This is a genomic window from Nonomuraea sp. CA-141351, from assembly GCF_050944675.1.
GTDB lineage: Bacteria > Actinomycetota > Actinomycetes > Streptosporangiales > Streptosporangiaceae > Nonomuraea.
This window is the reverse complement of the sequence record NZ_CP191982.1, coordinates 8,692,812-8,718,434: the sequence shown is the minus strand read 5'-3', so window position 1 is coordinate 8,718,434 and position 25,623 is coordinate 8,692,812. Positions and strand designations below refer to the sequence as shown.

Sequence of the window (25,623 nt, the reverse complement as noted above, 5' to 3'; positions counted from 1 at the left end):
ACGTGCACGTTGTTGACCTCAAAGCGTGGCCTGTCTGGGAACGTCCCAGCGGTGCGGTCAAGAGGGTCACCGGCGCGCTGCTGCCGGCGGCGTTCCTGGTGTGGCTGGCCGAGCCGGTCCTCGGGCACCCCACGGCTGTGGTGGTCACAGCCGTGGTGGTCTACGCGGGCGCTTATGTGACGGCTTTCGTCGCCGGCATCCACGCCGGCCCGCGGGCCCGGTGGCTGCTGGTGGCCTGCCTGTACGGCACCGGCCCGGTGATCGCGTTGACCGCCGGTGACCTCTCACAGCTGGCCCAGCTCGCCTACGCGGTGCTGGTGGGGATCGTGCTGCTGCCGCTGCGATGGGGCGTGCCGTTGGGCCTGGTCACCACGGCCTCCACGGCGCTGATCACCTGGCCCGGCCACTCGGTGCCGGTGACGCTGGGCCTGGTGACGCTGACCACCGGGATGTTGTTCCTGCTGGTGCGGACCGTCATCATGCTGCGCGAGGCCAACGCACGGATCGCGGCGCTGTCGGCGGCAGAGGAACGGAACCGGGTCGCCAGAGACCTGCACGACGTGCTCGGTCACGGTCTCACTGCGATCACGGCGAAGCTGGGCCTGGCGCGGCGGCTCTTTGAGGTGGGAGACGATCCCGCCCGGGGGCTCGCCGAGGTCCGCGACGCCGAGCGGCTGTCCAGGCAGGCGTTGGGCGAGATCCGCGCCACGCTGTCCGGTTACCGGCGGGTGTCGCTTGCTGCCGAGCTGGCGGGGGCCCGGGCCGCGCTTCAGGCGGCGGGCATCTCGGCGGTGCTGCCGCAGGCTGTGGAAAAGGTGCCGGAGGGGCTGCGGGAGCCGTTCGCGTACGTGCTGCGCGAGGGCGTGACCAACGTCATCCGCCACAGCCGGGCCACCCGGTGCGAGGTGCGGCTGGGTCCGTCCTGGCTGGAGGTGCGCGACGACGGGCGTGCCGAGCCCGCGCCGCCGGGCAACGGCCTGACGGGGCTGAGGGAGCGGCTGGCCGAGGTCGGCGCCCGGCTGGAGGCCGGGCCGCTGCCCGGTGGTGGGTTCCGGCTGATGGCGGCGCTGCCGTGATCCGGGTGCTGGTCGCCGACGACCAGGCGCTGGTACGTGGCGCGCTGGCGGCCATGCTCGCCCTCGAACGCGACATCGAGGTCGTCGCCCAGGCCGGATCCGGCGCGGAGGCGCTGCGCGAGGCCCTGCGCACGACTCCGGACGTGGCCCTGATCGACGTGCAGATGCCGGACGGGGACGGCCTGGCCGTGACCGCCGAGCTGCGGGCCGCGCTGCCGGCCTGCCGCGTGGTCATCTGCACGACCTATGGTCGCCCCGGCTACTTCACTCGCGCGATGGGGGCGGGCGCGGCCGGTTTCGTGGTCAAGGACGCACTGCCCGAGCAGCTCATTGACGCCGTACGCCGGGTGCACGCCGGCCTGCGCGTGGTGGACCCGGCGTTGGCCGCCGAATCGCTGGCCAGCGGCGCGAGCCCGTTCACCGAGCGGGAACGAGAGGCGCTGCGCGCGGCGGCCGGCGGGGCGTCGGCGGTGCAGATCGCCAGGACACTGCACTTGTCGCACGGGACCGTGCGCAACCACCTGTCGTCGGCCATCGGCAAGACCGGCGCCGGCACCCGGGCCGAGGCGCTGCGGATCGCCGAGGCCAACGGCTGGCTCTGAGCGTCCATCACGTGCGCGCCCTGGCCACCACCGCGTCCGCGTCGGCACCCGTCATCGGCGCCACCAAGGCGCACCCCATCGAGACCTTGTACGCGGAGACCACATCGGGCGAAGCCTGCCCGGATGGCTAGCGCGTCCGTGCCAGCTCGTACTGGGCCCGGATCTCGCCCGGGGCCGCGACCCTGTCCAGGAACATCAGGCCGTCCATCCGGCAGTCGCAGGGATTCTGCTCCCTGGTGTTCTGCGGGTAACTGCCGCCGATCTTGATGCCTCTCGGGTCGGTCGCCGAGGTGACGTCGGGCTCGGGATCGCCTTCGACGCCCCAAGGGTCGCCGGCGACCGTGGAGAACCCGTCGAGCGGGCGGCCGTTCCTGAACAGCTTCATCGTCGCGGTGTCGAAGTCGAACGTCGCGGCGAGGAAGACCCACTGGTCGCGCGGCAGGATCTCCTGCCAGGGCTGACTCGCGGCGAAGGTCTGGGAGCTGCCGCCGTCCACGCGCCTGGCGAGCGCCACCACCCGCAGCTCGCCGTTCACCGTGATGAGCTCGAGCAGGGCCCTGACGTCGTGTCCCTGGGAGTTGCCGCTGAGCAGCCCGGCCAGGCCGATCGCGTTGAAGCGGTCGGCCGGGTCGTCGGTGTTGGAGTTGAGTGCCGGCCCGTCGCCCTGCATCTTGAACCAGCCCATGACGGTGACGCCCCGGACGCCGTTGAACGCGTGCAGCGCCGGCACGCCGTCCGCGCCGTAGACCCCGGCCTTCCAGTCGTCGTTGCCGGCCGTGGCCGGGCTGACCTGGCGGGTCTGCAGCGCGTACGTGCTGCCCCGGTACGCCGGGTCGGCCACGCGCATGGCGGCGCCGCCGTTGACCAGCGTGATGTTCGCGCCCGACCGGCCCTGGTCCTGCTCCTGGGCCGGGTCGCCGGGCAGCGGGTGCTCGAAGTCGTACGCGGCCACCACGTGGTCGCGCAGGCTCGGCAGCACGTCAGGCGGCGTCCAGCCGGCCTTGGTGACCTTCCAGATCTTGCCGTTCGCCTTGGACAGAACGTAGAGCTCGCCCGCGCCGTCGCTGCCGAAGCGCAGGTCCACGCGGGTGCTCCCGGCCAGGTCCTGCATGGTCACCTGCTTGCCGGTCGCGTCGACCAGTCGCGGCTTGTAGATCGTGGCCCGGCGGCCGGTCCGCTCGTCCATCTGGGCGGCGACGGTGAAGAAGACCTGGCCGTCCACGAGGTCGCCGAACAGGTACTTGCCGTACAGCAGCGGCAGCTTCTGCCCGCGGTAGACGAACCCGCCGGCGATGGCGTGGCCGCTGTCGGCGGTGCAGGAGTGGCCGGGCGGCGGGTCGTGGTCGTAGGCGGCGACCGGGTACGTGTAGCCGTACTGCGCGTCGTCGTCCGGCAGCGTGTAGAGGTGACAGCGGTCGGCCTTGTTGAACACGAACGCGCCCTCGCGCTCGCTCCAGCCCAGGTTGTCACCGGCGCCCACGTCGTAGACGGCCTCGATGGCGTGCTCGCCGATGTGGCCGAGGAACAGCCGGTTGCCGTCCTTCGGGTCCCAGCTGAAGCGGTGGGGGTCGCGCATGCCGTACGCGTAGATCTCGCCCAGCTTGCCGGGCTGGCCGGTGAAGGGGTTCGAGGCGGGGATGCCGTACTTGCCGTTCGCGCCGTTCGTGCCCGCGGGGTCGATCCTGAGGATCTTGCCGTACGGGTTCGCCAGGTTCTGCGGGTCGTCGCTGGACACGCCGCGGCCGCCGTCACCCGAGGCGACGTAGAGCAGGCCGAAGTCCTTGTCGCCGCGGCGGGCGTTCGGGTTGAAGTCGATCTGCTGGATGCCGTGGATCTGGCCGTTGAAGCCGAGCCGCAGCACCTCCCTGTGGATGCCGGAGAAGACGTTCGCCTTCGGGTCCGTGGCCGTCCACTCGGTGATCACGCCGTGGAACCTGGTGCCGGGCTGGGGCGTCATGTCGGGCGTCTTCGTGGTCAGCGCGTCGCCCCACTCGGTGTGGACCGTGTAGAACTTGCCGTTCCTGGCGAAGCCGGGGTGGAAGGCGGCGAAGCCGAACCCGCTGCCCATGCCGCGGCCCGAGACGAAGTCGGGGGCGAAGGCCGCGCCGACGTCGAGGTATTCGCGCGGCCGGCCCTTGTCGAGGAAGTAGAGCTTGCCGTTGAGGTCGTTGACGAACAGCCGGCGCGAGCCGTCCGGCAGTTCACCCAGGTAGTTGATCCTGGCCCAGCGGACCAGCCGCGGGTCGGTCGGGTCAGGAGTCGTCTCGGTCTTCGGGAACGAGGCGAACTCCTCGAGGGTCAGCGTCAACCCCGAGGCGGTGGGCTTCTCGGGGATGGGGTCGTCGATGGGGGCCGGTTCGGCCTGCGCGGCTGCCGGCGGCGCGCATAACGCGGTCACCAGCACCGCGGCGATGAGGCACCGGAGGGTTTTCGGCATACCTGCTCACCACCAGGAGGTCGGGGTGTTGCTCGGGGAGATCACTGCTCGGCGGGCTCGTCGCAGGCCGGGGTGCCCTTGACGGTCATGTCGCGCATCCTGCCGATGTTGTCGAACGAGCCGAAACCGACCCGGCCCGACGTGTACGTGCGGCCGGTGGCCGTGATCAGCGGGGTCGTGGCGCCGTCCATGTAGACCGCGATGCGGCCGGTGTCCACGCAGTGGGTGACGCGGACGTGGTGCCACTCCGTGTCGGTGACCGCGGGCGGCGCGCCCACCTGGCCGTTCCACTGGTCGTCGATGCGCAGGCGGTCGGCGTTGTCGACGACGAAGATCCCGTTGTGCGGGTAGATGGTGTTGTCCTGAGAAAGGTGGACGTAGGAGAACTCGGTGTCCGACCGGTAGCCGAACACGATGATCACGTCTCGGTTGCTGACGCTGGTCGGCGTGTCCAGGCGGATGTCGGCGTCGATCCGCACCGAGCCGAACTCGGGGCCGGTCTTGAGTACGGCGTACTCGAAGGGGCGGCGCGGGCCCGGCCGGGCGACGCCGGCCTCGGCCAGGATCACCTGGTCGCCGGGGAACTGCCACTTGGACGGGGTCACGGGCGCCCAGTTGCGCCCGTCGTTCACGTGCTTCACCTTGGCGTGTCCCGGGCCGCACTCGTGTGCTTCCGTGGCGGCGGCCTGGGCGGGGATCGGTACGGCCAGCGCGAGCATGGCCGCGAGGACGAAGGTGCGAAAGGCTGACATCCGGGGTCCTCTCGCCGGGTGCGCTCTCGTAAGCGCTTCCGAAAGCGCTTTCGTTGACCTTTGAAGCGGATCGTAACCCGGAGGATCAGCCTGTCAAGGGGGCAGTGGAATCGCCGGCGCCCCGCCTGTCAGGCCGACGGTGGGGCCGTGGAGGCGCGTACGACTAGCTCGTGCGCGGTGCGGCGGCGGCGCGGGCGGGAGGCGGGCGGCTTGAGTACGAGCTCCAGCGCCTGCTTTCCCATGCCGACCATGGGAAGCCTGATCGTGGTCAGCGCCGGAAAGACGTCCCGCGCCACCGGCGCGTCGTCGAACCCGGCCACCGAGATCTCCCCGGGCACCCTGCGCCCGCTGCCGAGCAGCCACGACAGCGCGCCCACCGCCATCGGGTCGTTCAGCGCCACGACCGCCGTCAGATCGGGGTGCGCGCGCATCAGCCTGGCGGTCGCCGCCGCGCCGCCCTCCCTGGTGAAGTCGCCGTGCACGACCGGGATCGAGCGCCAGTCGAGCCCCGCCGCGCCGAGCGCCGCCCGCAGCCCGGACAGCCGGTCCTCGACCGTGGTCAGGTTGGCGGGGCCGCCCAGCACGCCGAGGCGACGGTGGCCGAGGTCGAGCAGATGCCGCATGAGCGTGGCCCCGCCGCCCGCGTTGTCGGGCAGCACCGCGTCCACGGGCAGGTGGTGGCGGCCGATCACGGCCACCCGGCCGCCCGCCGCCGTGAACGAGCGCACCTCGGTGGCGATGTCGGCCTCGGTGCCCGCGTCGACGTAGCCCGAGCCCGCCAGCACGATCGAGGTGACCCGGTGCGCGCGTAACGCCCGGATCCTGGCCAGCTCCGCGCGCGGGTCGCGCTCGGTCTGGCTGATCAGCGCCAGGTAGCCGCGGCTCTCGGTCTCGCGCAGCACGCCCCTGGCGATCTCGCCGAAGTAGGGGTCGCCGACGTCGTGCACGATCAGCCCGACCATGGACGCCTGCCCGCCGGCCAGCGCCCGCGCGTGGCTGTTGGGCACGTAACCGACCTGGGAGGCGACCGCCTGGACATGGGCGGCGACCTGGGCACTCACCCCCGTGCTGCCCGTCAGGGCCCGGGAGGCGGTCGCCAGCGAGACCCCCGCGGCCTTGGCCACATCGACGAGGCGGGGCGGATGAGGACGGTCTGCCATGCGATGCGAACCCCCCTTGTCCGGGGCTGAATCCCGTGCAATCGTAACCGAAAGCGCTTACGAAAGCGCTTTCGCGGCGCCTCTTCTGACGGGGGTCTCCTCGATGGCAAGAGTTCTCAAGGGCCTGGCGATCATCTCGATCTGCGGTTTAGCGGTGACCGCCTGCGCCAAGACCGACGAGCCCGGCGCGGCGCAGTCGCCGGGGCAGCAGCAGGGGCCGGTGAAGATCGGCATCTCGCTCCCGCTCACGGGCGACTTCTCCGAGCCCGGCACGGGCATCCAGGAGGGCTACCAGGTCTGGGCCGACCAGGTGAACGCCAAGGGCGGCCTGCTGGGCAGGAAGGTCGAGCTGATCTTCCGCGACGACGCCTCCGACCCCAACCGGGTCAGCTCCGACTACGAGTCCCTCATCACGCAGAACAAGGTCAACCTGGTCTTCGGGCCGTTCTCCTCGCGGCTGGTGATCCCGGCGGCCAAGGTCGCGGAGTCGTACAACATGCTCTTCGTGGAGCCGGCCGGGGCCGCCAAGGAGGTCTTCGAGCAGGGCTTCAAGCGGCTGTTCTACGCGGCGCCGGCGATCGCGAGCGACCACTACAACTACCTGGCCGACTACATACTCAAGCTGCCGGCCGACAAGCGGCCGAAGACGGCCGCGTACGCCAGCCTGGACGACCCGTTCGCGCAGGGCACCGCGTACGGGCTGAGAGACAAGCTGGCCGCGGCCGGGATCAAGACGGTCGTGGACGAGGTGTATCCGCCCGAGACCACCGACTTCTCGCCCATCGCCGCCAAGATCGCCGCGGCCAAGCCGGACATCGTCGTGGGCGGCACGCAGTTCGAGGACTCCGTGGGCCTGGTGCGCGCGCTGCAGGAGCTGAAGGTGCAGCCCAAGCTGGCGGCCTTCTCGACCGGGCCGACGGAGCCGGAGTTCCCCGCCGCGGTGAAGGGGGCGGCCGAGAACATCATCTCGCCCGTCGGCTGGTCGGCCACGGCCACCTTCACCGGCAACCAGGAGATGATCAAACGCCACAAGGAGATGTTCAAGGGCGAGGCGAACGAGGACACCGCCAACGGGTTCACCGTCGGCCAGGTCGTCGAGGCCGCCGTGAACGCGGTCAAGTGCGTCGACCCCACCAAGGAGTGCCAGGACAAGCTGGCCGACCACATCAGGCAGGGCACGTTCGACACGGTCGTGGGCAAGCTCTCCTTCGACGACCAGGGCAGGCCCGAGCAGGCGCACATGATCCAGCAGTACGTCAACGGAAAGGTCGAGATCGTGCTCCCCGAGCAGGCCAAGACCGCCGGCATCGTCTACCCGAAGAAGGAATGGTGAGCCTGCTCCTGCAGGGGCTGGCCCTGGGCGTGCTGACCGGCGGCCTCTACGCGCTGCTGGCCTCGGGCCTGTCGCTGTACTTCGGGGTGATGCGGGTGGTCATGGTGGCGCATCCGGCGTTCCTGTTCCTGGCCGCGTACCTGACCTACACCGCGCACACCACGCTCGGGGTGGACCCGTTCCTGGCGCTGCCCGTGACCGTGCCGCTGTTCTTCGGGCTGGGCGTGGTTATCCAGCGGCTGCTGGTGGCGCGGCTGGCGCCGGACAACCTGGCGATGATGTCGGTGCTGCTGACGTTCGGGATCGCGCTGACGATCGAAGGGCTGCTCGGGACGTTCTACACCGGGTCCTACAAGTCGGTCAGCATGGAGTACGCGACCCGCTCGCTGACGATCGGCGGCGTGCACCTCCCGTACGACAGGATCATCGCCTTCTGGGTCGCCGCGATCACCCTCGCCGTCCTGTTCGCGGTGCTGGTCAAGAGCCGCTTCGGGCAGGCGCTGCGGGCCACGATCCAGCACAGGGAGGCGGCCAGGCTGGTCGGCATCCAGACGGAGCGGGTCGCCGGTTACGGCTTCGGCGTCGGCCTCGCCACGGCGGCCGTCGGCGGGACCGTGCTGGCGCTGATCACGCCGTTCTTCCCCGCCTCGCACTGGGCGTGGATCGGCAAGCTGATGGCCATCATCGTGGTCGGCGGGCTGGGCAGCGTGATCGGCGCGGCGCTCGCGGCCGTCATGCTCGGCCTGGTCGAGGGCCTCGTGCTGGTGACCGTGGACGCCACCTGGGCCACGATGATGTTCTACGTCTTCCTCTTCCTGACCCTGCTCGTGCGCCCCCAGGGGTTCTTCGGAGGCCGGCTTGCGCATCGCTTCTAAAGGGCTCCTGCTGGTGGTCGCCTGCCTGGCGATCGCCTACCCGTGGATCGTCCCGAACTATTACCTGGTGTACGCGGGCGCGCTGACCGTCATGTACGCGGCCATGTCGACCTCCTGGAACCTTCTGGGCGGTTTCACCGGCTACGTCTCCCTCGGCCACTCGACGTTCTTCGGTCTCGGCGCGTACGGGACCGGGCTCCTCGTGATCCGCCTCGGCGTGCCGTGGGTCGTGGCCCTGCTGGTCTCGGCCCTGGCGGTCACGTTGTTCGCCGTCGGCGTCGGCATCGCGGCCGTCCGGGTGCGCGGCGCGTCGTTCGTGATCGTCTCGATCGCGCTCGTGTCGATGATGAACCTCATCGTGCAGGGCTGGCGCTCGCTCACCGGCGGCTCCACCGGGCTGCAGGTGCCCTCGCCCTTCCCCGGTCTGCACAGGGGGCAGACGCACATCGTGTTCTTCTACCTGTTCCTGGCGCTGCTCGGGCTCGCGCTGCTGTCTTGGTGGTACGTCTCCCGCTCCCGATTCGGCGCCGGCCTTCGGGCGATCAGGGAGGACGAGGACAAGGCCGAGTCACTGGGGGTGCCGACCGGGGCGTACAAGGTGACGGCCTTCGCCCTCTCGGCCCTGTTCGTCTCGCTCGCCGGCGGGCTGTACGCGGTCTGGTTCGGCAGCCTCGACCCCATCTTCGTCTTCTCCATCCTGATCGGGTCGTACATGGTGCTGATGAGCCTGCTCGGCGGGGTCAGGCACCTGTTCGGGCCGCTGCTCGGGGCGCTCATCGTGGCCCCGGCGGGCGAGTACTTCCTTATTGCGCTGGGCGAGACGCAGATCCACCTGGCCGCGACGGGCCTGGTGCTCGTGCTGGTGGTGCTGTTCATGCCGGACGGCATCCTCGCCCGGCTGACCAGGAGACGTACGGGGCCTTCCATCCCGGACGAGACGGCCGAACAGCGGCTCCAGGGGGTGGCCCGATGAGTGACACAGTGACGTCGCTGCGCACGGAAGGGCTCACCAAGGCGTTCGGCGGCGTGCTGGCCGTGGACGGCGCGACCGTCGAGCTGGCCGACGGCAAGATCAACGGCCTCATCGGGCCGAACGGCTCCGGCAAGACCACGTTCTTCAACCTCATCACCGGCATGATCAAGCCGGACTCCGGCCACGTCCTCTACCGCGACCGCGACATCACCCGCCACTCGCCGCACCGCATCGCGCACGCCGGGATCGGCCGCACCTTCCAGCTCTGCCGCGTCTTCCCGCGCCTGACCGTGCTGGAGAACATGCTGGTCGCCGTCCGCCGCACCCGGCTGCGCGAGCTGCTGGCCGGGCTGCGCGACCAGGGCGAGGTCGAGCGGGCCCGCCACTGGCTGCGGCGCATGGGCATCGAGCACCTGGAGGACGCCGAGGCCCGCGACCTGTCCTACGGCCAGCAGAAGCTGCTCGAACTGGCCGCCGTCCTCATGGCCGAGCCCGACCTCGTGCTGCTGGACGAGCCGGCGGGCGGGGTCAACCCGGCGCTGATCGACCGCATCGTCTCCCTCGTACGCGACCTCAACGCGGAGGGCCGCACGTTCCTCGTCGTCGAGCACAACATGGACATGGTGATGGGCATGTGCGACCACGTGATCGTCTTCGACCGCGGCGCGCCCATCGCGTCCGGCCCGCCCGCCGAGGTGCGGGACGACCCGCGGGTGCTGGAGGCGTACCTTGGCGTCTGAGACCATCCTGTCGCTGGAAGACGTCGAGGCCGGGTACGGCAGGGCAGCGCCGGTGCTGCGCGGCCTGACCGTCACCGTCCGCGCCGGGGAGGTCGTCTGCCTGGTCGGACCGAACGGCGCGGGCAAGTCCACCGCGCTCAAGGTCGCCAGCGGCCTGCTCACGCCCCGGTCGGGGCGGGTCCTGCTGGCCGGGCAGGACGTGACGGGCCTGTCGCCGCAGCGGCTGCTCGGGCTCGGGCTGGCCCACGTGCTGCAGGGACACAGCGTGTTCCGCGAGATGACCGTGGCCGAGAACGTGCGGCTCGGCGGCTTCACCGTCCGCGACTCCGCGAAGCTCCAGGCCCGGATCGAGGTGGTCAAGGAGCTGTTCCCGGTGGTGGCCGAGCGGTGGGGGACCATGGCGGGGCTGCTGTCGGGCGGGCAGCAGAAGCAGGTGGAGTTCGCGCGGGCGCTCATGCTGGAGCCCTCCGTGGTGCTGCTGGACGAGCCGTCGATGGGGCTCGACCCGCGTAACACGCAGGTGGTCTTCGACCGGATCGACCTCATGCGGCGTACCGGGGTGGCGGTCCTGCTGGTGGAGCAGAACGCGCGCCGGGCCCTGGAGATGGCCGATGTCGGCTGCGTGCTGGACCTCGGCCGCGTCCACATCACCGGCCCCGCCCCCGCCCTCGCCGCCGACCCCCGCCTCGGCCGCCTCTACCTCGGCGGCGCCCCTGCCACCTGACTCGGAACGGCCGACCGCAAGTCCCCACCGGATCGCTGCCCGACCGCTCTGCGCGACCCCGGCGCCTGGATCGCCGGCGGAACGTCTCCGTCCGCCCGGCGATCGCGCCATGGGCCTGGCGCTATGGCGTCATACCTGGTCGACCCCGGGCGTCGGATGCCTTATTGAACGGTGACGCGGTCACCCTTCGGAGCCCGAACCGGCGAGTGGTTGGCGATGTACGACGCCAGCGCCCCGGTTTCGTCCGGCCCGCCGTAGTACACGCCGCTGGTCCCTTGCCATTGCGGGAAGCCCTGCCAGCCGCCGGCCAGCTGATAGTTGAGCGCGATCTTGAGTACCTGAGTGTCGGACACCGGGGTGCCGTTCAGCGTGAGCTCGGTGACCACGCCGTCCTTCAGCGTGTAGCGAAGCGCGGCCGAGGGGGTCACGACCCCGGCGTTCGCCCTCGTCGGCACCAGGAACTTCTTGAGCTGGGCACCGGTCACCGTACGCACGTCGACGGCGAACCCCGCGGCCTGGATGTCCCACAGAGCCCCGAACTCGATCGGCCCCGCCTTCAGGCCCCTGTGCATCCCGTACTTGCTGACGAGCGCGGCCTGAGCCCCGGAGACCGACTGGACCGCCTCAAGCGCGGCGTCGGCGGCCAGCTCGGCCACAGGGCCGCCATCGCTGGTCAGCGCGATGTCCTCGGCGGCGACACCGACCTTCTCGCCGCCACTCGGCGGGCGGCACTTGAAGTAGTAAATGACGTTGGACCTGAGGCCGTTCGGCTGATTGATCTCGATCCGGACAGAGTTCTCCTCGGTCTCCCAACCCCACTCGAACGTCTCCAGCACGGTGGTGAAGACGGCGCCGTGGTTGGCCGGCACGTTGACGGTCTTCCACGCCTGGGTATCGACGAAGCGGTACTGAACGGTCTGCGCGCCGGAGGGAAGCCCCTCGAAGTAGCCGTGGATCTTGAAGGTCACCGGGCACTTCGACGCAGTGGTCCGCTCGAAGGCGATGGTGGCCTTCCGCACCAGGTTCTGTGCGGGCTCATCCGTGCCCGGCTTGGTAGGAGACGGCGTTGCCGAGTCGTCCGGCTTACCGGCATCCGCGGCAGAGGCGGCGACGGCGGAGACGGTCACGCTGTCCCACAGGTCCCCCGTGCCCTGCCCGTCACTGGTGCAGGTGACGGCGAACGAGGCCTTGTTGGAGGTCTTCGTCACCGGGCTGACGAGGCGAACCGCGCCCCACCCACGAGCGTCACCAGTGACCTTGATCGACGTGGACAGCCGAACGGTCTTGAGCCCCTTGCCGCCTACCTTGTAGGTCTTCGCGTTGCTCTTGTCTCCGTCGCTGAAGATCCACGCGTACTTCAGCGTCACCGGCGCCTTGACCTTGACCGTGGTGGACAGCGTGACGGCCGTCGGGCAGGCACCGGTGTGGGCCTTTGGTGAAGCGGAAGCCGTCCCGAATGCGACCGGAGCAGGGGCGGCCTGAGCTCCCGAGGCGAAGGCACCGGACGCCAGGGCGACAACCGCCACCAGCCCCCCGATTCGGCGCCCTGCCAGAGTGAATAAGCCCACTGGATTCCTTTCTCGTGATCTTCGACGAGGGGATCCTGGCAGATCTTGATCAACGAGAAATAACGCTCGGTCTGATTCCCCGGCAAGGCGAAGACATTATCAACGAGAGCCAGCCACCTGGACGGATTCGGGCGGCGTCATTTCCACACGGACGCGCTTCCTGAACACCCAGTACGTCCACCCCTGGTAGACCAGCACGAACGGCAGCGCGATCAGTCCGATCCAGCTCAGCATCGTCAGCGTGTACGGGCCGGAGGCCGCCTCGGCCAGCGTCAGGCCGGGGAGTGGCTGGAGGCGGAGCTCCATGAAGACGGCCAGGGTGGTCAGGACGATGGCGCCCGCCGTGGCCGCGAAGGCCCAGCCCTCCCGGCGGCGCCAGATGAGGGCCGTGGCCGCGGCCAGCGCCGCCATGGCGGCCAGCGCCGGGAGCGAGCCCAGGCTCGACAGCGCCACCACGGCCACCGGGATCGTCACCCCGCCGGCGGCCAGGGCGACGACGCGGGCGCGGCGGCGTACCGGGCCCGTGGTCTTGAGCGCCAGGAAGACGGCGCCGTGCAGGAGGCACACCGCCAGCGTGAACGCGCCCCCGGCCAGGGCGGCGGGCAGGCTGTCATACAGCAGGTCGGCGAAGACCGCACCCCACAGGAACGCCGGGAGTGCGCTGCCCACCACGATGCCCAGGTCGCACCAGCGCGGGTCGGCCACCTTGCCCCGCCACTCCAGGCCGACGCCGCGCACGATCAACCCCACCAGGACGAGCGTCACCGGCAGGTAGAACGCGCTGAACACGCCCGCGTACCAGGCGGGGAAGGCGGCGAACATGGCGCCGACGGCGGTGATCAGCCACACCTCGTTGCCGTCCCACACCGGGCCGATGGTCTGCAGGCTCTGTCGCTGCTCCTCGGCGTTCCTGCTCACGATGGGCGCCAGCATGCCGACGCCGAAGTCGAAGCCCTCCAGCACGAAGTAGCCCGTCCAGAGGAAGGCGATGATGACGAACCACAAATCGATCATTGTCTTACCCCTCAGTACATCAGCGACGGCTCGAGCCGCTCGGCCGCGGGTGCGGGCGCCTGCTCCTCGACGCCCTTGCGGACATGCCTGGTCAGCAGTACGGCCTCGGCCACCGCGAGCGCGCCGTACAGGAGCGTGAAGATCGTCAGTGAGGTGGCCACTTCAGCCAGGCTCACGCCGGGCGACACGCTGGAGGCGGTGAGCAGCTCGCCCGCGACCGTCCACGGCTGGCGGCCGATCTCGCTCAGCAGCCACCCGGCGATCATCGCGACCAGCGGCAGCGGCAGGGCCAGCAGCATCGCCCGCGACAGCCACCTCGGGAAGTCCCGCCTGCGCCGGGTGAGCCAGAGGCCGAGCACCGACAGGCCCACCGTGGCCATCCCGAACACGATCATCACCCGGAACGACCAGAACACGACCGGCTGGTCCGGCCGGTAGTCGCCGGGGCCGAACTGCTGCTCGAAGCGGTGCTGCAGGTCCTCGATGCCCTCGACGGTGGCGTCGGGGTCGTGGGCGGCCAGGAAGCTCAGGACGTGGGGGATCTCGATGCCGGGTGCCAAGGAGAACGCCGCGCCCGCCGTGTCGCGCTCGAGGCCCTCGGCCGAGGCCAGCTTCATGGGCTGCTGCTCGTACAGCAGCCTGGCGGACGTGTCGCCGGTGCCCGCGACGACGGCCCCCGCGATCGCCGTCATCACCAGCGCTGCCCTTGCGGCGCTGCGCCACATGGGGGCGCGCGTCTTGAGCAGCCAGTAGCCGCTCACGGCCAGCACGAAACCGCCCGCCACGATGAACGCCGCCCCGATCACGTGGGGCACCTGGGCGAGCGCCGTGGAGTTGGTGAGCACGGCCCACAGGTCGGTCATCCTGGCCTTGCCGTCCACGACCTCGTAACCGACGGGGTGCTTCATCCAGGCGTTGGCCGCGAGGATGAAATACGCCGACAAGTTGGACCCGATGGTGGCCGCCCAGATGCACGCCAGATGCACCTTCTTCGGCAACCGCTCCCAGCCGAAGATCCACAACCCCAGGAATGTGGACTCCATGAAGAAGGCCAGCAACGCCTCCATGGCCAGCGGTGCGCCGAAGACGTCGCCGACGAACGTGGAGTATTCGCTCCAGTTCATCCCGAACTGGAACTCCTGCACGATGCCGGTGACCACTCCCATGGCGAAGTTGATCAGGAACAGCTTCCCGAAGAACTTCGTGAGCTTGAGGTAGTGGTCCTTCCCCGTGCGGTGCCAGGCCGTCTGGAGGCCCGCCACGAAGATCCCCAGACCGATGGTCAGGGGCACGAACAGAAAGTGGTAAACGGTGGTCACCCCGAACTGCCACCGCGCCAGATCAAGTGCGTCCATCATCCCCGTCGACTCCCTGAGCTCTACAGGCTGTAGTTCATCTACTTGAAGTAGTACTACAAGTCGTAGAGCAGCGCGATGCGAGCTTGGTCACATCGCTGTTGGCTGGTTGCTGCTGCGTACTGAGGATCCCGTGCCGGGCCGGTCCGGCGCGTCAGCCGCCGGGTTGATTCATCCGTACGTCCGGGGGCGGACCCTCAAGGGGCGGGCGGCTGTCGGGGCACCTGGTAGGCGATCTTGCCGCCTGGCTGGACGGTGGCGGTCCAGAGCGGTGTGGGCCCGGCGCCCGGCTCCTTCAAGACGCGCCGTTCCTCTGTCAGGTGTTGCCCTTATCCGCGACGTCCCGGCTGCCTAAGGTGGCGATATGAAAGTGGCGGGTAGTGCCGTGATCGGCGTTCAGAGGGACCGGGTGTGGGCGGCGCTCCAGGATCCCGCGGTGCTGGTGCGCACCATTCCGGGGTGCGAGCGCCTGGAGGAGACCGGGCCTGACACGTACCGGATGACGATCAACGCGGGCGTCGCGTCCATCAAGGGCGTCTATCAGGGGGAGGTGGCGCTGGCCGATCCGCTGGCGCCCGAGAGCTTCACGCTCAAGGCACGGGGGCAGGGGGCGCCCGGGACGGTGGACGCCACCGTCCTGGTACGGCTGAGCGAGGTCGAGGACGGGACCCGGGTGGACTACGACGCCGACGCGGTGATCGGCGGGATGATCGGCGGGGTCGGGCAGCGCATGCTCGGCTCGGTGGCCAAGCGGACGGCGGGGGAGTTCTTCTCGGCCGTCGACGACCACCTCCGCACCGGGACCGCCACCGCACCGGGTCCGGTGCCCACCCCACTCGCCCCGCCGCCCTTCGCTCCCGGTGCGGCTACGGCTCCCGGCGCGATGGCGGCCGAGCGCTTCGCCGCGAAGGCAGGCGCCGGTGCGGCGGGCGCCGTCTACGAGCGGCCCCCGAAGCGGCACACGCAGACGCGTCCGTGGGTGATGCTGGCGTCGTTCGGGATGGGGGCGGGCATCGCGCTCACGGGTGTCGCGGTGGGCTGGTTGCTCGGACGCGCCTCCCGACGCCAGAGCCCCTGACCCGGGGTGGATGTCGCCTTTGTGTGAATCGTTCCAGGCGTGAGTTTGGGCCCGCTGGGGCGCATGTCAGGTGCCGGTGCTGGACTCTCGCGGAAAAGGATCTACAGGCGTAGCGTGGCTGTATGCGGCAGGCACACGCGGAAGACGCACGGACCGAAGCCAGGCGAGTCGTTCGCAACCTGCTGGGCGACGAGCGCCCCACAGCCGAGACCCTGATCGCGGACGTGCGCCCGGTGCTCGGGGAGGAGCGGACCGCTCGGACCCTCGAGCTGGCGCTGGGCGGCCAGCTCACCCGGCGGTCGGCCGAGCTGGCCGCCATCGCCGCGCTGCTCGTCGGCACCCGCGAGCTGGGTGAGGAGTGGTGGAGCAGGCCCAGGGGCGGCAAGCTGCCGGCTCCGGACGAGGTGGTGCGCACGGCGGTCGCGATCGAGCCGTGGACCGATCTGACCGCGCTCGAGATGCTGGCCGCCTGGATCTCCGACGACGCCGCAGACCAGTTGTGGGGCCGGCCGGTCGCCGAGGTCGACCTCAACTCGTGGCAGGCCGAGGACAGGTTCGAGCTGCCGCCGGGAGTGAAACCGGGGCAGCGGCTGGTCGTCCACTTCGACGCCGGCGGACGGCTCGACGCGGTCGTCACCCGGCGGCCCGACGACGAGCTCGGGTCGAACCTCGACTTCCACTCCCTGCGTTACTCCCGGCCGGCCGAGGCCCAGTGGAGCTGGGGCGTGGCGGCCGGGCTCGGGCCGCACCGGTTGCCCGGTGAGGACCCCGACCCGTACGCCCGCGAGGTCCCTTCCGCCGCCGTGGGGGTCCTGCGTGCCTGGGCGTTGCGGCACGGCGCCACCCGCGAGCAGCTCGGCGAGCGGTGGGAGACGGTCGGCGACGTGGTGGCCGCCATCGAGCACGTGGACTGGATGTGGCGCAGCGGCGAGTGGTTCGGGTGGTGGCGCGGCGCGTCGGCGCTGGTGGACGACTCGGCGTACCTTCCTTACCGGCTGGAGGAGCTGGCCGCCGGATAGGAATCATCGGCGGTGCCCGGCGGTTGCCCATATGCGTGAAGGTTGAAATTTTCTCCGACGTCGTATGCCCCTGGTGCTATATCGGGCACGCCAGGTTCGCCAAGGCCGCCGAACGGTTCCGCGCCAAGGGCGGCACGATCGACGTGACGATGCGCCCGTACCAGCTCAACCCCGACGCCCCCGTGGAGGGTGAGCCGCTGATCCCCGCGCTGGAGCGGAAGTTCGGGCCGAACGCGCGCCAGATGGTCCAGCGGGTCACCGACGCCGCCTCCGGCGAGGGCCTCGCGATGGACTACGACCACGCGGTGAACGCCAACACGTTCGAGGCGCACCGCCTGATCGAGGTCGCCACGCGGCAGGGGCGCGGCAAGGAGATGACCGAGCGGCTGTTCCGCGCGTACTTCAGCGAGGGGCTGAACGTGGCAGACGCCGACGTCCTGGCCAAGCTGGCCGCCGAGGTCGGTGTCGAGGCCGGTGTCGATGATGGGGGCGAGGGCGCCGAGCAGGTGCGCGAGCAGCTCGGCAGGGCGCGGGCGCTCGGGATCAGCGGGGTGCCGCTGTTCCTGTTCGAGGGCAAGTACGCGGTGTCGGGGGCTCAGCCGGAGGAGGCGTTCGCGGCGGCGATCGACGAGGTGGCGGAGCTTACCGGCCAGACGCCGATCACCCAGCTGGCCGCCCCGGCCGACGGGTGCGACGACGACGGATACTGTGCCGTGTGAGAATCGTGACGTGTCGCGACGTCGGACTCTCGGTTACCTGCTCAAGCACGCCAACCTGCGCCTGGCGGAGCTGACGGGCCCGGCGCTGGAGCCGTACGAGATCGATGGGCGCGAGTTCGCGGTGCTGTCGGTGCTCCGCACGCCGGAGCCGCTCTCCCAGCTGGAGGCCGCCCAGCGGCTGGGCATCGACAGGACGACGATGGTCGCCCTGCTGGACGGGCTGGAGCGGAAGAAGCTCGTCGGGCGCCGGCCGCATCCCGGCGACCGGCGCAAGAACATGGTGGAGCTGACCGGGCAGGGCCGGGAGGCGCTCGAGGGGGCCACGCGCGCCGTGGCGGCGGCCGAGGAGGCGTTCCTCGCCGCTCTGCCGGGCGACGACGCGCGCCTACTCAGGGACCTTCTGGACCGCCTCGTCTGAGGCTCGGGGATGTCCTAGATCGCCTTGTCCGAGCCCTCGCCGAGCCGGCCGGAGCGGTGGTGGCGGCGGCAGAGCACCTGGTAGCGCACGCGCGAGGCGTCGGTGTCGCCGATCACGACCTGCTCGCCCGTACGGGCCATCATCCCGCCCACCACCCTGGCGTTCAGCTGCCCGGGACGCCCGCACCAGCACAGGACCTCGACCTGCAACCGGCACACCTCGTCCGCCAGCTCGAACAGCCGCTGCGCCGCCGGGAACATCACCGACCTGAAGTCCGAGGCAAGCCCGAACGCGTAGACGTCCACGCCGTGCTCGTCCACCAGGTCCGCGAGCTGCTCGATCTGCTGGACGGTGTAGAAGCAGGCCTCGTCGCAGATGAGATAATCGATGCGATCGTGGGAGGTGACCAGCCGCACGAGGTCGACCGAGTCCTCCACCTCGATCGCGTCGAGGCCGAGCCCGATCCGGCTGGTGACCTTGGGGCCGCCCGAGCGGTCGTGCTTGGTCAGCACCAGGCCGCGCCTGCCCTGACGTCCGTGGTTGTAGTTCATCTGGAGCGCCAGCGTGGACTTTCCGCAGTCCATGGGGCCGAAGTAGAACTTGAGTACGGCATCCCTGGCGCCAGAGGGCACGGCAGACAAGGCAGACAGTTCGGTCACGGGGGGCCAGCTTAGCGGCTTGGCTTGTTCCATGACCTCGTGGGACATTTCTCCTCTGGAGTTAGCAGGAGGAACTGTGGTCACCGGCCAACCGAGGAGCCATGCGTAGCGTCCGTATCGGAGTGGACACCGGAGGAACATTCACCGACGTGGTGGCGGTGGACGAGGCGACCGGTGAGATCCTCACGACCAAGACCCCTTCGACGCCCGCCAACCCGGCGGACGGGTTCGTGGCGGGCATCGCGAAGCTGGGCGAGCTCGACTTCGGCTCGATCGTCCACGGCACCACCGTGGCCACCAACCAGTTGCTCGAAGACCGGATCTCCAATCTCGGGTTCATCACGACCGAGGGCTTCGAGTTCGTCCTGGAGATCGCCAGGCAGAGCGTGCCCGACGGCTACGGCAACTCGTACTTCTGGGTCAAGCCGCCAAGAATCGTCCCCGCGCACCTGGTCAAGACCGTCGGCGGGCGGCTCGACCACCGGGGCGAGGAGGTGTGGCCGTTCTCGGAGGAGCAGGCCGTCGAGGCGGCCCGCTGGTTCAAGGCCAAGGGCATCACCGCGATCGGGGTCTGCTTCCTGCACTCCTACGCCAACCCCGAGCACGAGCGCCGCATGCGTGAGGTGCTCTGGCGCGAGCACCCGGAGGCGGTGATCTCGCTGTCGAGCGACGTGCTGCGCGAATACCGCGAGTACGAGCGCTCGGTCACCACCCTCGTGGACGCCGCCGTCAAGCCCGCCATGCGCGGCTACATCGCGAACCTGTCCAACCGCCTCGGCAAGCCGTTCTCGGTCATGAAGTCCAACGGCGGCATCCTGTCCGCCCGCGAGGTCGTCAACCAGCCGATCAGCACCGTCCTGTCGGGCCCCGCGGCAGGGGCGCTCGGCGCGGCGCTCATCGCCTCCACGGCGGGGCACGAGTCGGTGATCACGCTGGACGGCGGCGGCACCTCGACCGATGTGGCCGTGGTGATCGACGGCGAGCCCTCCATCACCACCGAGGGCTCCGTCGGCCGCTACCCGTGCAAGATCCCGATGATCGACATCATCACCGTCGGCGCGGGCGGCGGCTCGATCGCGTGGATCTCGCCCGAGGGCACGCTCAAGGTCGGCCCCAGGTCCGCGGGCGCCGACCCCGGGCCCATCTGCTACGGCCGGGGCGGCACGGAGGTGACGGTCACGGACGCGCACGTGTTCCTCGGCCGGATCCCGCCCCACCTGCTCGGCGGCGAGATCCCGCTGGACGCCGACGCCGCCCGCGGCGGGATCGAGGCCCTGGCGGACAAGCTCGGCCTCACTCCCGAGCGCACGGCGACCGGCATCCTGGAGATCAGCGCGTTCAACCAGAGCAACGCGATCAGGCAGCTCACCGTCAAGCGCGGGCTCGACGTGCGGGACTTCCCCCTGGTGACCTTCGGCGGCTCCGGGCCGCTGCTGGCGTGCCGGCTGATCGACATCCTCGGCCTGCCGGCCGTCGTCATCCCGCGCGACCCCGGCAACGTCTCGGCGTTCGGGCTGCTCACGGTTGACGTCAAGAACGACTACGTCCGTACGTACGTCACCCGCGAGTTGTCACTCGGCAAGGCGGTCGAGATCTTCCACGACCTGGAGCATCAGGCGGGGCAGGCCCTCGACCGCGAGGGCTTCGACGACCCGGTCTACCTGCGCAGCGCCGACCTGAGGTACTACGGCCAGGCCTACGAGGTCAGCGTGCCCGCCCCGGCGGGCGAGATCGACGACGACTGGCAGGCCGAGGTGATCGACCGCTTCCACGCCTCCCACGAGAAGCTGTACGGGTACGCGTACCGGGATGATCCCCGTCACGACGTCGAATGGGTGAACCTGCGCGTCTCCGGCATCGGCCCCATCACCCGGCCGGCCATCCGCCGTCTGGAGAAGGCCGGCGAGGGCGCCACTTCGGTACGTCCCGTGCATTTCGACGAGACCCGCGACACCCCCATCCACCAGCGCTCCGCGCTCGGCCCCGGAGCTGTGGTCAAGGGCCCCGCCGTGATCGAGGAGTACGGCTCGACGATCCCCATCCACCCAGGCTTCACCGCGAGAGTGGACGAGTACGGAAATGTGGAGGTAAGGCGTGACTGATCCGATCCTGGTGGAGATCGTCGAGGGCACGCTGGCGTCCGTCGAGAAGGAGGTCGAGACGGCCATCGCCCGCACGGCCCGCTCGCCGATGATCCGCGACGCGCACGACTTCCGCGCGGGCATCCACGACGTACGGCTGCGCAAGCTGACCGGCCGCTCCTACAGCGCGCTCGTCCAGCCGGTCGTGCGCGACTTCCCCGTCGAGACGATGAAGCCCGGCGACGTCTACTTCCACAACGACGTCTACCTCTCCGAGGGCGGCATCGGCCACCTGCCCGACCTGTGCGTGACCGTGCCCGTCTTCCACGAGGGCTCCGTCGTCGCCTTCGTGCAGGCGTTCGGCCACCACGACGACATCGGCGGGTCCGTGCCCGGCTCCATGCCCTCGCACGCCAGGTCGGTCTTCGAAGAGGGCCTGATGGTGCCGCCGATCAAGCTGTGGGACCAGGGCGTGCCGAACGAGGCGGCGCTGCGCATCATGACGCGTAACTCCCGCATGCCCGACTCGCTCGCGGGCGACCTCGACGCCGAGTGCTCGGCCTGCCTGATGGGGGCGCGGCGGCTGGGCGAGCTGTTCGAGCGGTACGGCAAGCAGGCCGTCGAGGAGTGCTTCGACGCGATCATCACCAAGACCACCGAGACGTTCCGCAGGGAACTGCTGGCCAAGATCCCCGAAGGCACGTACGTGTGGGAGGACTATGCCGAGCACGACGGTGTGGACGAGCCCCGCCTGCACACCCAGCGCATCACGCTCACCGTCGACCACGCGGTCGACGCGCCGCTCACGATCGACTTCACCGGCACGTCGCCGCAGGCCAAGGGGCCGATCAACCACGCGGGCGACTACGCCGACGGCGTCTTCCTGAAGAAGTGGCTGGCGCCGGTGCTGCGCAACCTGGCCGACACACCGGAGCGGATGGCGGAGCTGGACGTCAACGAGGGTGTCGTGCCGCTCATCAAGATGATCTTCCCGGAGAAGGGCACCCTGCTCACCCCGGTCTTCCCCGCTCCCACGAACGCCCGCACGTTCGTCATCCTGCGTCTGCTCGGCGTGCTCGCCGGCGTGCTGGCCAAGGCGACGGGCGGGCGCATGCCGGCCGACCAGGAGACCATCCGCTACACCGGCGTGTACGGCACGGACGCGGAAGGGCAGCCGTACCTGATGCGCGAGGTCCTGGGCGGCGGCTCCGGCGGGCGCTGGTACGCCGACGGCGAGGACACCATCCACGTGGTGCCCGACTCGCGCAACATACCGGTGGAGTTCGCCGAGGCGCGCTGGCCGTTCCGGGTGGAGCGGCTGGCGCTGGCCTGCGACTCCGGCGGTCCCGGGATGTTCAGGGGAGGGCTGGGCTACGACAAGCACATCAGGATGCTCAGGGACGCCTCGTACATGTCCATCGCCGACCGCTCGATCCTGTCCTGCTGGGGCGTGAACGGCGGTCTCGCCGGGCGGCCGCTCCGGGTGGAGATCGCGGGCAAGGAGATGGAGGGGCTGGTCGACGACCACCCGGTGCAGGCCGGCGAGCTGATCCGCATCCGTACGACCGGGGGCGGAGGCTGGGGCTCCCCGTACGATCGGGACCCCCGGGCGGTGGCGGCCGACGTGCGGGACGGGAAGGTGTCGATCGCGGGCGCGCTGGGGGACTACGGCGTGGTCCTGGACGGCGACCGCATCGACGAGCAGGCCACCGCCGAGCTCCGCGCCCGCCTGCGCCCACCGGCGGACCGCTTCTTCGACCGGGGACCGGGGTACGCGAAGCTCTCGGGCGGACGGGCGTTCGCCGAGGTGGACGAGCTGTAGAGGAGCCCAAATCGTGCGCATTGTCCTGGCTGGGCTGGCCACCAGCCATCCGTACACCGACGCCCGTACCCTGACCCGCCACGCCGAGCTGGTGGTGTGGGAGCCGGATCCCGAGCGGTTGCGGCGCTTCACCGACGAACACCCCGGCGCGAAGGTGGCGGACAGCCTCGGCGAGGCGCTGGCCACCGGGCCTGACGGCGTGGTGCTGACCGTGCCCAATCCGCAGGTGCCCGACGCCCTGGCGCGGGTGCTGGAGACAGGCGCGGCCTGCTTCATGAACAAGCCGGCCGCCGCCAGCAGGGCCCAGCTCGACGCGCTCGACCGGCTGGCGATCCACGAGCGGGTGCTGTCGAGCTCGGTGCTGAGGTTCGCTCCCGCGTTCGCGGGGACCCGGGTCGATGCCGGCGAGGTGCTGGCCGTGCGGGCCACCGTACGGCATGACGTGGGGCTGTGGGCGGACGGCTACAACGCCTGGCAGGACACGCCGGGCCAGGGCGGCGGGACCATGGTGACCATGGGTATCCACGGCGTGGAGCTGCTGGTCGCCCTGCTGGGGCCGGACGTGCGGCTGGTGGGAGCCGCCGGGGCCAAGCGGCACTACCAGGGCCTGCGCTCCGAGGACACCGGCGTGATGGCGCTGCGGTGGGGGAGCGGTGTCACGGGGACGGTCGAGATCCTCGGTGTCTCGGAAGGCGAGTCCTACACCGTCACCGTGCACAGGCCCGACGGCTCCGACGCGATCGTGATCGAGAGCGGCGACGATCCGGTCAAGGGGCTGGGGTACGAGGGGACCATCGACGCGTTCCTCTCCATGGTGCGCGGCGCGCCGAGCCCGGTGCCGTGGGAGCAGACGAGGGCCATCCTCGAGGTGCTGGTGGCCGCCCGCGAGGCCACCTGACCCAGTTGTCCTGTCCGTACCCGTTGACAGCCGAAGTCCGCCCCAGTTACGGTCTGGACCGTAAATAACGGACGGAGGAGATACCCGCGTGCGCACGACAGCGGAACTCGAGGAGCGGCTGGCACGGCCCAGCGCCGGGCTCGTGGACGATTTGGGCGGCCTCGACGGCGATATCCTGATCCTGGGCGCCGGCGGCAAACTGGGGCCGAGCCTGGTGCGGCTGGCGCTCAACGCCACCAACGGGAGCCGGCGGATCATCGCCGTCTCGCGCTTCTCCGAGCCGGGGCTCGCCGAGGCGCTCAGTAAGGACGGCGCGACGGTGGTGTCCGCCGACGTGGCCGACGAGCGGGCGCTGCGGGACCTGCCCGACGCGCCGAACGTCGTCTTCCTGGTCGGCGCCAAGTTCGGCACACAGGGGCGTGAGCACGCCACCTGGTTCACCAACGCGTACCTGCCCGGGCGGGTCGCCGACCGGTTCAAGGACAGCAGGATCGCCGCCCTGTCCACCGGGAACGTCTACCCGCTCGTCCCCGTCGCCGGCGGCGGCAGCACGGAGGACTCGCCGTCGGGGCCCGTGGGCGACTACGCCATGAGCTGCCTGGGCCGCGAGCGGGTGCTGACGCACTTCTCGGAGACGTACGGCACGCCGTTGTCGCTGATCCGCCTCAACTACGCGGTGGAGCTGCGCTACGGCGTGCTCGTCGACCTGGCGCAGAAGGTGCTCGCGGAAGAGCCCGTCGACCTGGCGACGGGGCAGGTGAACGTGGTCTGGCAGGGCTACGCCAACGAGGTGACGCTCCGGTCGCTGGCGCTGGCCTCCACGCCCCCATACGTCCTGAACGTGACCGGCCCCGAGGTGCTCTCGGTGCGCCAGCTCGCGCAGGCCCTCGGCGCGGCGCTGGGCAAGGAGCCGGTGTTCACCGGCGAGGAGGCGCCGACCGCGCTGCTGTCGAACGCGGGGCGCTGCCACCGCCTGTTCGGCTACCCGGAGCTCACCCCCGCCGAGCTCATCGAGCACACGGCGCGCTGGGTGGCGGACGGGGGGCCGCTGCTCGGCAAGCCCACCAAGTTCGAACGGCGCGACGGCCGCTTCTGACCGGTTTCCGGGGCGCGCGGCGTGAACCGCGCGCCATACCAATGACCAAAGGGGGACCTCACGTGCTGAGCACGGCTCCAGAGGCGCAGACGTCCGTGCGCGACCTGTTCAGGCGCGGCCTGGTGATCCCGGCGCACCCGCTCGCGCTCACCGAGGACAGGAAGCTGGACGAGCGCCGCCAGCGGGCGCTGACCCGCTACTACGTCGAGGCGGGCGCGGGTGGGCTCGCGGTGGGCGTCCACACGACGCAGTTCGCCATCCACGGCACCGGCCTGCTGCCGCCCGTGCTCGAGCTGGCCGCGAGCACCGCCGGGGAGTTCGACCGCGAGGTGGTGCTGGTGGCCGGGGCGACCGGGCCCACGTCCCAGGCGGTGGCGGAGGCGGAGCTGGCCAGGTCGCTCGGCTACCACATGGTGCTGCTCAGCCCGTACCGGGAGCTCGACGAGAACGGGCTCATCGAGCGGGCCAGGGCGGTGGGCGAGGTGCTGCCGGTGATCGGCTTCTACCTGCAGCCGGCGGTAGGCGGACGCCCCTTATCCCGAAATTTCTGGACACGTCTGGCTGCCGTGGAGTCCGTGGTGGGCGTCAAGGTCGCCCCCTTCGACCGGTACCGCACCCTGGACGTCCTGCACGGCGTCGTACGCGCGGGGCGGGCCGGGGAGGTGGCGCTCTACACGGGGAACGACGATCACATCCTGGCCGACCTCATCACCACGCACCGGGTGGTGGTGGACGGGCGCGAGGTGGACGTCGAGTTCGTCGGCGGGCTGCTCGGTCAGTGGGCGGTGTGGGTGCGGCGGGCCGTGGAACTGCTGGAGGAGGCCAAGCTCGCCCGGGGCGGTGACGACTCGGCGGTACGGCGGCTGCTCACGCTGGACGGCCACCTGACGGACGCCAACGCCGCCATCTTCGACTCGGCCAACGGGTTCCACGGGTGCATTCCCGGGATCCACGAGGTGCTGCGCCGCCAGGGGCTGCTGGCGGGGCGCTGGTGTCTGGACCCCGGCGAGGAGCTGTCTCCGGGGCAGCTCGACGAGATCGACCGGATCTGGGGCGCGTATCCGTGGCTCCGGGACGACGACTTCGTCTCGGCGGGGCTCGACCGCTGGCTCTCCTGACCCCATGCCCGCCTGCCCCATGCCCACCTGCGCCGCGCCCACCTGCCCGGCGCCCGGCTGGCCCGTGCCCGCAGGCCGGGGCGCTCTCTCCACGCTGCCCGCGGTT

Annotated in this window: 23 protein-coding genes; 16 read left to right on the top strand and 7 right to left on the bottom strand. The window is 70.5% G+C overall.

Translation table 11 applies throughout. The annotated features are described in order from the left end of the window. Positions 1 to 2 precede the first annotated feature (2 nt). Entirely contained in the window at positions 3 to 1,076 is a 1,074-nt protein-coding gene (locus ACQPWU_RS41010) for a sensor histidine kinase (RefSeq protein WP_433431067.1), read from the top strand. Next, complete coding sequence (locus ACQPWU_RS41005) at positions 1,073 to 1,678, top strand: response regulator transcription factor (RefSeq protein ID WP_433431066.1); 606 nt, start codon at positions 1,073 to 1,075, stop codon at positions 1,676 to 1,678. Before ACQPWU_RS41010 ends, ACQPWU_RS41005 begins: the two co-directional genes overlap by 4 nt. A gap of 127 nt (positions 1,679 to 1,805) precedes the next feature. On the opposite strand, the gene ACQPWU_RS41000 is transcribed toward ACQPWU_RS41005, so the two are convergent. The 3 genes from ACQPWU_RS41000 to ACQPWU_RS40990 all read right to left on the bottom strand — a co-directional run bounded on the left by ACQPWU_RS41000 (position 1,806) and on the right by ACQPWU_RS40990 (position 6,027). Beyond that, positions 1,806 to 4,115 (bottom strand): PQQ-dependent sugar dehydrogenase, encoded by a 2,310-nt coding sequence (locus ACQPWU_RS41000; protein WP_433431065.1) that lies wholly within the window; start codon positions 4,113 to 4,115, stop codon positions 1,806 to 1,808. A gap of 41 nt (positions 4,116 to 4,156) precedes the next feature. Then, on the bottom strand, positions 4,157 to 4,867 hold the full coding sequence (locus tag ACQPWU_RS40995) for a hypothetical protein (protein WP_433431064.1): 711 nt from the start codon (positions 4,865 to 4,867) through the stop codon (positions 4,157 to 4,159). A gap of 128 nt (positions 4,868 to 4,995) precedes the next feature. Continuing rightward, positions 4,996 to 6,027 (bottom strand): LacI family DNA-binding transcriptional regulator, encoded by a 1,032-nt coding sequence (locus tag ACQPWU_RS40990; RefSeq protein WP_433431063.1) that lies wholly within the window; start codon positions 6,025 to 6,027, stop codon positions 4,996 to 4,998. 103 nt (positions 6,028 to 6,130) lie between these two features. On the opposite strand from ACQPWU_RS40990, the gene ACQPWU_RS40985 reads away from it, so the two are divergent. The 5 genes from ACQPWU_RS40985 to ACQPWU_RS40965 are packed head-to-tail and all read left to right on the top strand — an operon-like array spanning position 6,131 to position 10,672. After that, positions 6,131 to 7,360: an amino acid ABC transporter substrate-binding protein gene (locus ACQPWU_RS40985; RefSeq protein WP_433431062.1), complete on the top strand. Its 1,230-nt coding sequence runs from the start codon at positions 6,131 to 6,133 to the stop codon at positions 7,358 to 7,360. Next, a complete protein-coding gene (locus ACQPWU_RS40980; RefSeq protein WP_433431061.1) occupies positions 7,354 to 8,235 on the top strand; it encodes a branched-chain amino acid ABC transporter permease in 882 nt (293 codons plus the stop codon). Before ACQPWU_RS40985 ends, ACQPWU_RS40980 begins: the two co-directional genes overlap by 7 nt. After that, entirely contained in the window at positions 8,219 to 9,208 is a 990-nt protein-coding gene (locus ACQPWU_RS40975; protein WP_433431060.1) for a branched-chain amino acid ABC transporter permease, read from the top strand. Before ACQPWU_RS40980 ends, ACQPWU_RS40975 begins: the two co-directional genes overlap by 17 nt. Beyond that, the gene (locus ACQPWU_RS40970) at positions 9,205 to 9,948 is read left to right on the top strand and encodes an ABC transporter ATP-binding protein (RefSeq protein WP_433431059.1); all 744 of its coding nucleotides are present in this window, start codon (positions 9,205 to 9,207) and stop codon (positions 9,946 to 9,948) included. The genes ACQPWU_RS40975 and ACQPWU_RS40970 overlap by 4 nt, the downstream gene beginning before the upstream one ends. Then, on the top strand, positions 9,938 to 10,672 hold the full coding sequence (locus ACQPWU_RS40965; protein ID WP_433431058.1) for an ABC transporter ATP-binding protein: 735 nt from the start codon (positions 9,938 to 9,940) through the stop codon (positions 10,670 to 10,672). The genes ACQPWU_RS40970 and ACQPWU_RS40965 overlap by 11 nt, the downstream gene beginning before the upstream one ends. Before the next feature lie 161 nt (positions 10,673 to 10,833). Here the strand turns inward: ACQPWU_RS40965 and ACQPWU_RS40960 are convergent, their stop codons facing one another. From ACQPWU_RS40960 to ACQPWU_RS40950, 3 genes are all read right to left on the bottom strand, one after another. Next, on the bottom strand, positions 10,834 to 12,240 hold the full coding sequence (locus ACQPWU_RS40960) for a 5'-nucleotidase C-terminal domain-containing protein (RefSeq protein WP_433431057.1): 1,407 nt from the start codon (positions 12,238 to 12,240) through the stop codon (positions 10,834 to 10,836). A gap of 99 nt (positions 12,241 to 12,339) precedes the next feature. Continuing rightward, on the bottom strand, positions 12,340 to 13,254 hold the full coding sequence (cydB, locus tag ACQPWU_RS40955; RefSeq protein ID WP_433431056.1) for a cytochrome d ubiquinol oxidase subunit II: 915 nt from the start codon (positions 13,252 to 13,254) through the stop codon (positions 12,340 to 12,342). A gap of 11 nt (positions 13,255 to 13,265) precedes the next feature. Continuing rightward, on the bottom strand, positions 13,266 to 14,609 hold the full coding sequence (locus tag ACQPWU_RS40950) for a cytochrome ubiquinol oxidase subunit I (RefSeq protein ID WP_433445409.1): 1,344 nt from the start codon (positions 14,607 to 14,609) through the stop codon (positions 13,266 to 13,268). Between the two features lie 364 nt (positions 14,610 to 14,973). Between ACQPWU_RS40950 and ACQPWU_RS40945 the strand changes: the two genes are divergently transcribed. The 4 genes from ACQPWU_RS40945 (at position 14,974) to ACQPWU_RS40930 (ending at position 17,843) form a co-directional block, all read left to right on the top strand. After that, on the top strand, positions 14,974 to 15,687 hold the full coding sequence (locus ACQPWU_RS40945; protein WP_433431055.1) for an SRPBCC family protein: 714 nt from the start codon (positions 14,974 to 14,976) through the stop codon (positions 15,685 to 15,687). A 122-nt stretch (positions 15,688 to 15,809) separates the two neighbouring features. Beyond that, the gene (locus ACQPWU_RS40940) at positions 15,810 to 16,706 is read left to right on the top strand and encodes a hypothetical protein (protein WP_433431054.1); all 897 of its coding nucleotides are present in this window, start codon (positions 15,810 to 15,812) and stop codon (positions 16,704 to 16,706) included. 35 nt (positions 16,707 to 16,741) lie between these two features. Further along, positions 16,742 to 17,425, top strand: a complete 684-nt coding sequence (locus ACQPWU_RS40935; protein ID WP_433431053.1) for a DsbA family oxidoreductase — start codon at positions 16,742 to 16,744, stop codon at positions 17,423 to 17,425. Between the two features lie 10 nt (positions 17,426 to 17,435). Next, positions 17,436 to 17,843, top strand: coding sequence for a MarR family winged helix-turn-helix transcriptional regulator (locus ACQPWU_RS40930; RefSeq protein WP_433431052.1), 408 nt, complete (start codon positions 17,436 to 17,438; stop codon positions 17,841 to 17,843). A gap of 14 nt (positions 17,844 to 17,857) precedes the next feature. Here the strand turns inward: ACQPWU_RS40930 and ACQPWU_RS40925 are convergent, their stop codons facing one another. After that, the gene (locus tag ACQPWU_RS40925) at positions 17,858 to 18,502 is read right to left on the bottom strand and encodes a thymidine kinase (RefSeq protein WP_433431051.1); all 645 of its coding nucleotides are present in this window, start codon (positions 18,500 to 18,502) and stop codon (positions 17,858 to 17,860) included. Positions 18,503 to 18,603: 101 nt separating this feature from the next. Between ACQPWU_RS40925 and ACQPWU_RS40920 the strand changes: the two genes are divergently transcribed. From ACQPWU_RS40920 to ACQPWU_RS40900, 5 genes are all read left to right on the top strand, one after another. Then, a complete protein-coding gene (locus ACQPWU_RS40920; RefSeq protein WP_433431050.1) occupies positions 18,604 to 20,604 on the top strand; it encodes a hydantoinase/oxoprolinase family protein in 2,001 nt (666 codons plus the stop codon). Further along, the gene (locus ACQPWU_RS40915; RefSeq protein WP_433431049.1) at positions 20,597 to 22,405 is read left to right on the top strand and encodes a hydantoinase B/oxoprolinase family protein; all 1,809 of its coding nucleotides are present in this window, start codon (positions 20,597 to 20,599) and stop codon (positions 22,403 to 22,405) included. Before ACQPWU_RS40920 ends, ACQPWU_RS40915 begins: the two co-directional genes overlap by 8 nt. A 13-nt stretch (positions 22,406 to 22,418) precedes the next feature. After that, a complete protein-coding gene (locus ACQPWU_RS40910; protein WP_433431048.1) occupies positions 22,419 to 23,303 on the top strand; it encodes a Gfo/Idh/MocA family protein in 885 nt (294 codons plus the stop codon). An 88-nt stretch (positions 23,304 to 23,391) separates the two neighbouring features. Further along, a complete protein-coding gene (locus ACQPWU_RS40905; RefSeq protein WP_433431047.1) occupies positions 23,392 to 24,399 on the top strand; it encodes an NAD-dependent epimerase/dehydratase family protein in 1,008 nt (335 codons plus the stop codon). Between the two features lie 62 nt (positions 24,400 to 24,461). After that, positions 24,462 to 25,517: a dihydrodipicolinate synthase family protein gene (locus tag ACQPWU_RS40900; protein WP_433431046.1), complete on the top strand. Its 1,056-nt coding sequence runs from the start codon at positions 24,462 to 24,464 to the stop codon at positions 25,515 to 25,517. Positions 25,518 to 25,623: the final 106 nt, after the last annotated feature.

Bases quoted from the DNA above. Each gene is read 5' to 3' on its own strand.
- ACQPWU_RS41000 (WP_433431065.1), bottom strand. From the start codon at position 4,115: ATGCCGAAAACCCTCCGGTGCCTCATCGCCGCGGTGCTGGTGACCGCG.
- ACQPWU_RS40995 (WP_433431064.1), bottom strand. From the start codon at position 4,867: ATGTCAGCCTTTCGCACCTTCGTCCTCGCGGCCATGCTCGCGCTGGCC.
- ACQPWU_RS40990 (WP_433431063.1), bottom strand. From the start codon at position 6,027: ATGGCAGACCGTCCTCATCCGCCCCGCCTCGTCGATGTGGCCAAGGCC.
- ACQPWU_RS40985 (WP_433431062.1), top strand. From the start codon at position 6,131: ATGGCAAGAGTTCTCAAGGGCCTGGCGATCATCTCGATCTGCGGTTTA.
- ACQPWU_RS40980 (WP_433431061.1), top strand. From the start codon at position 7,354: ATGGTGAGCCTGCTCCTGCAGGGGCTGGCCCTGGGCGTGCTGACCGGC.
- ACQPWU_RS40970 (WP_433431059.1), top strand. From the start codon at position 9,205: ATGAGTGACACAGTGACGTCGCTGCGCACGGAAGGGCTCACCAAGGCG.
- cydB (WP_433431056.1), bottom strand. From the start codon at position 13,254: ATGATCGATTTGTGGTTCGTCATCATCGCCTTCCTCTGGACGGGCTAC.
- ACQPWU_RS40950 (WP_433445409.1), bottom strand. From the start codon at position 14,609: ATGGACGCACTTGATCTGGCGCGGTGGCAGTTCGGGGTGACCACCGTT.
- ACQPWU_RS40945 (WP_433431055.1), top strand. From the start codon at position 14,974: ATGAAAGTGGCGGGTAGTGCCGTGATCGGCGTTCAGAGGGACCGGGTG.
- ACQPWU_RS40940 (WP_433431054.1), top strand. From the start codon at position 15,810: ATGCGGCAGGCACACGCGGAAGACGCACGGACCGAAGCCAGGCGAGTC.
- ACQPWU_RS40920 (WP_433431050.1), top strand. From the start codon at position 18,604: ATGCGTAGCGTCCGTATCGGAGTGGACACCGGAGGAACATTCACCGAC.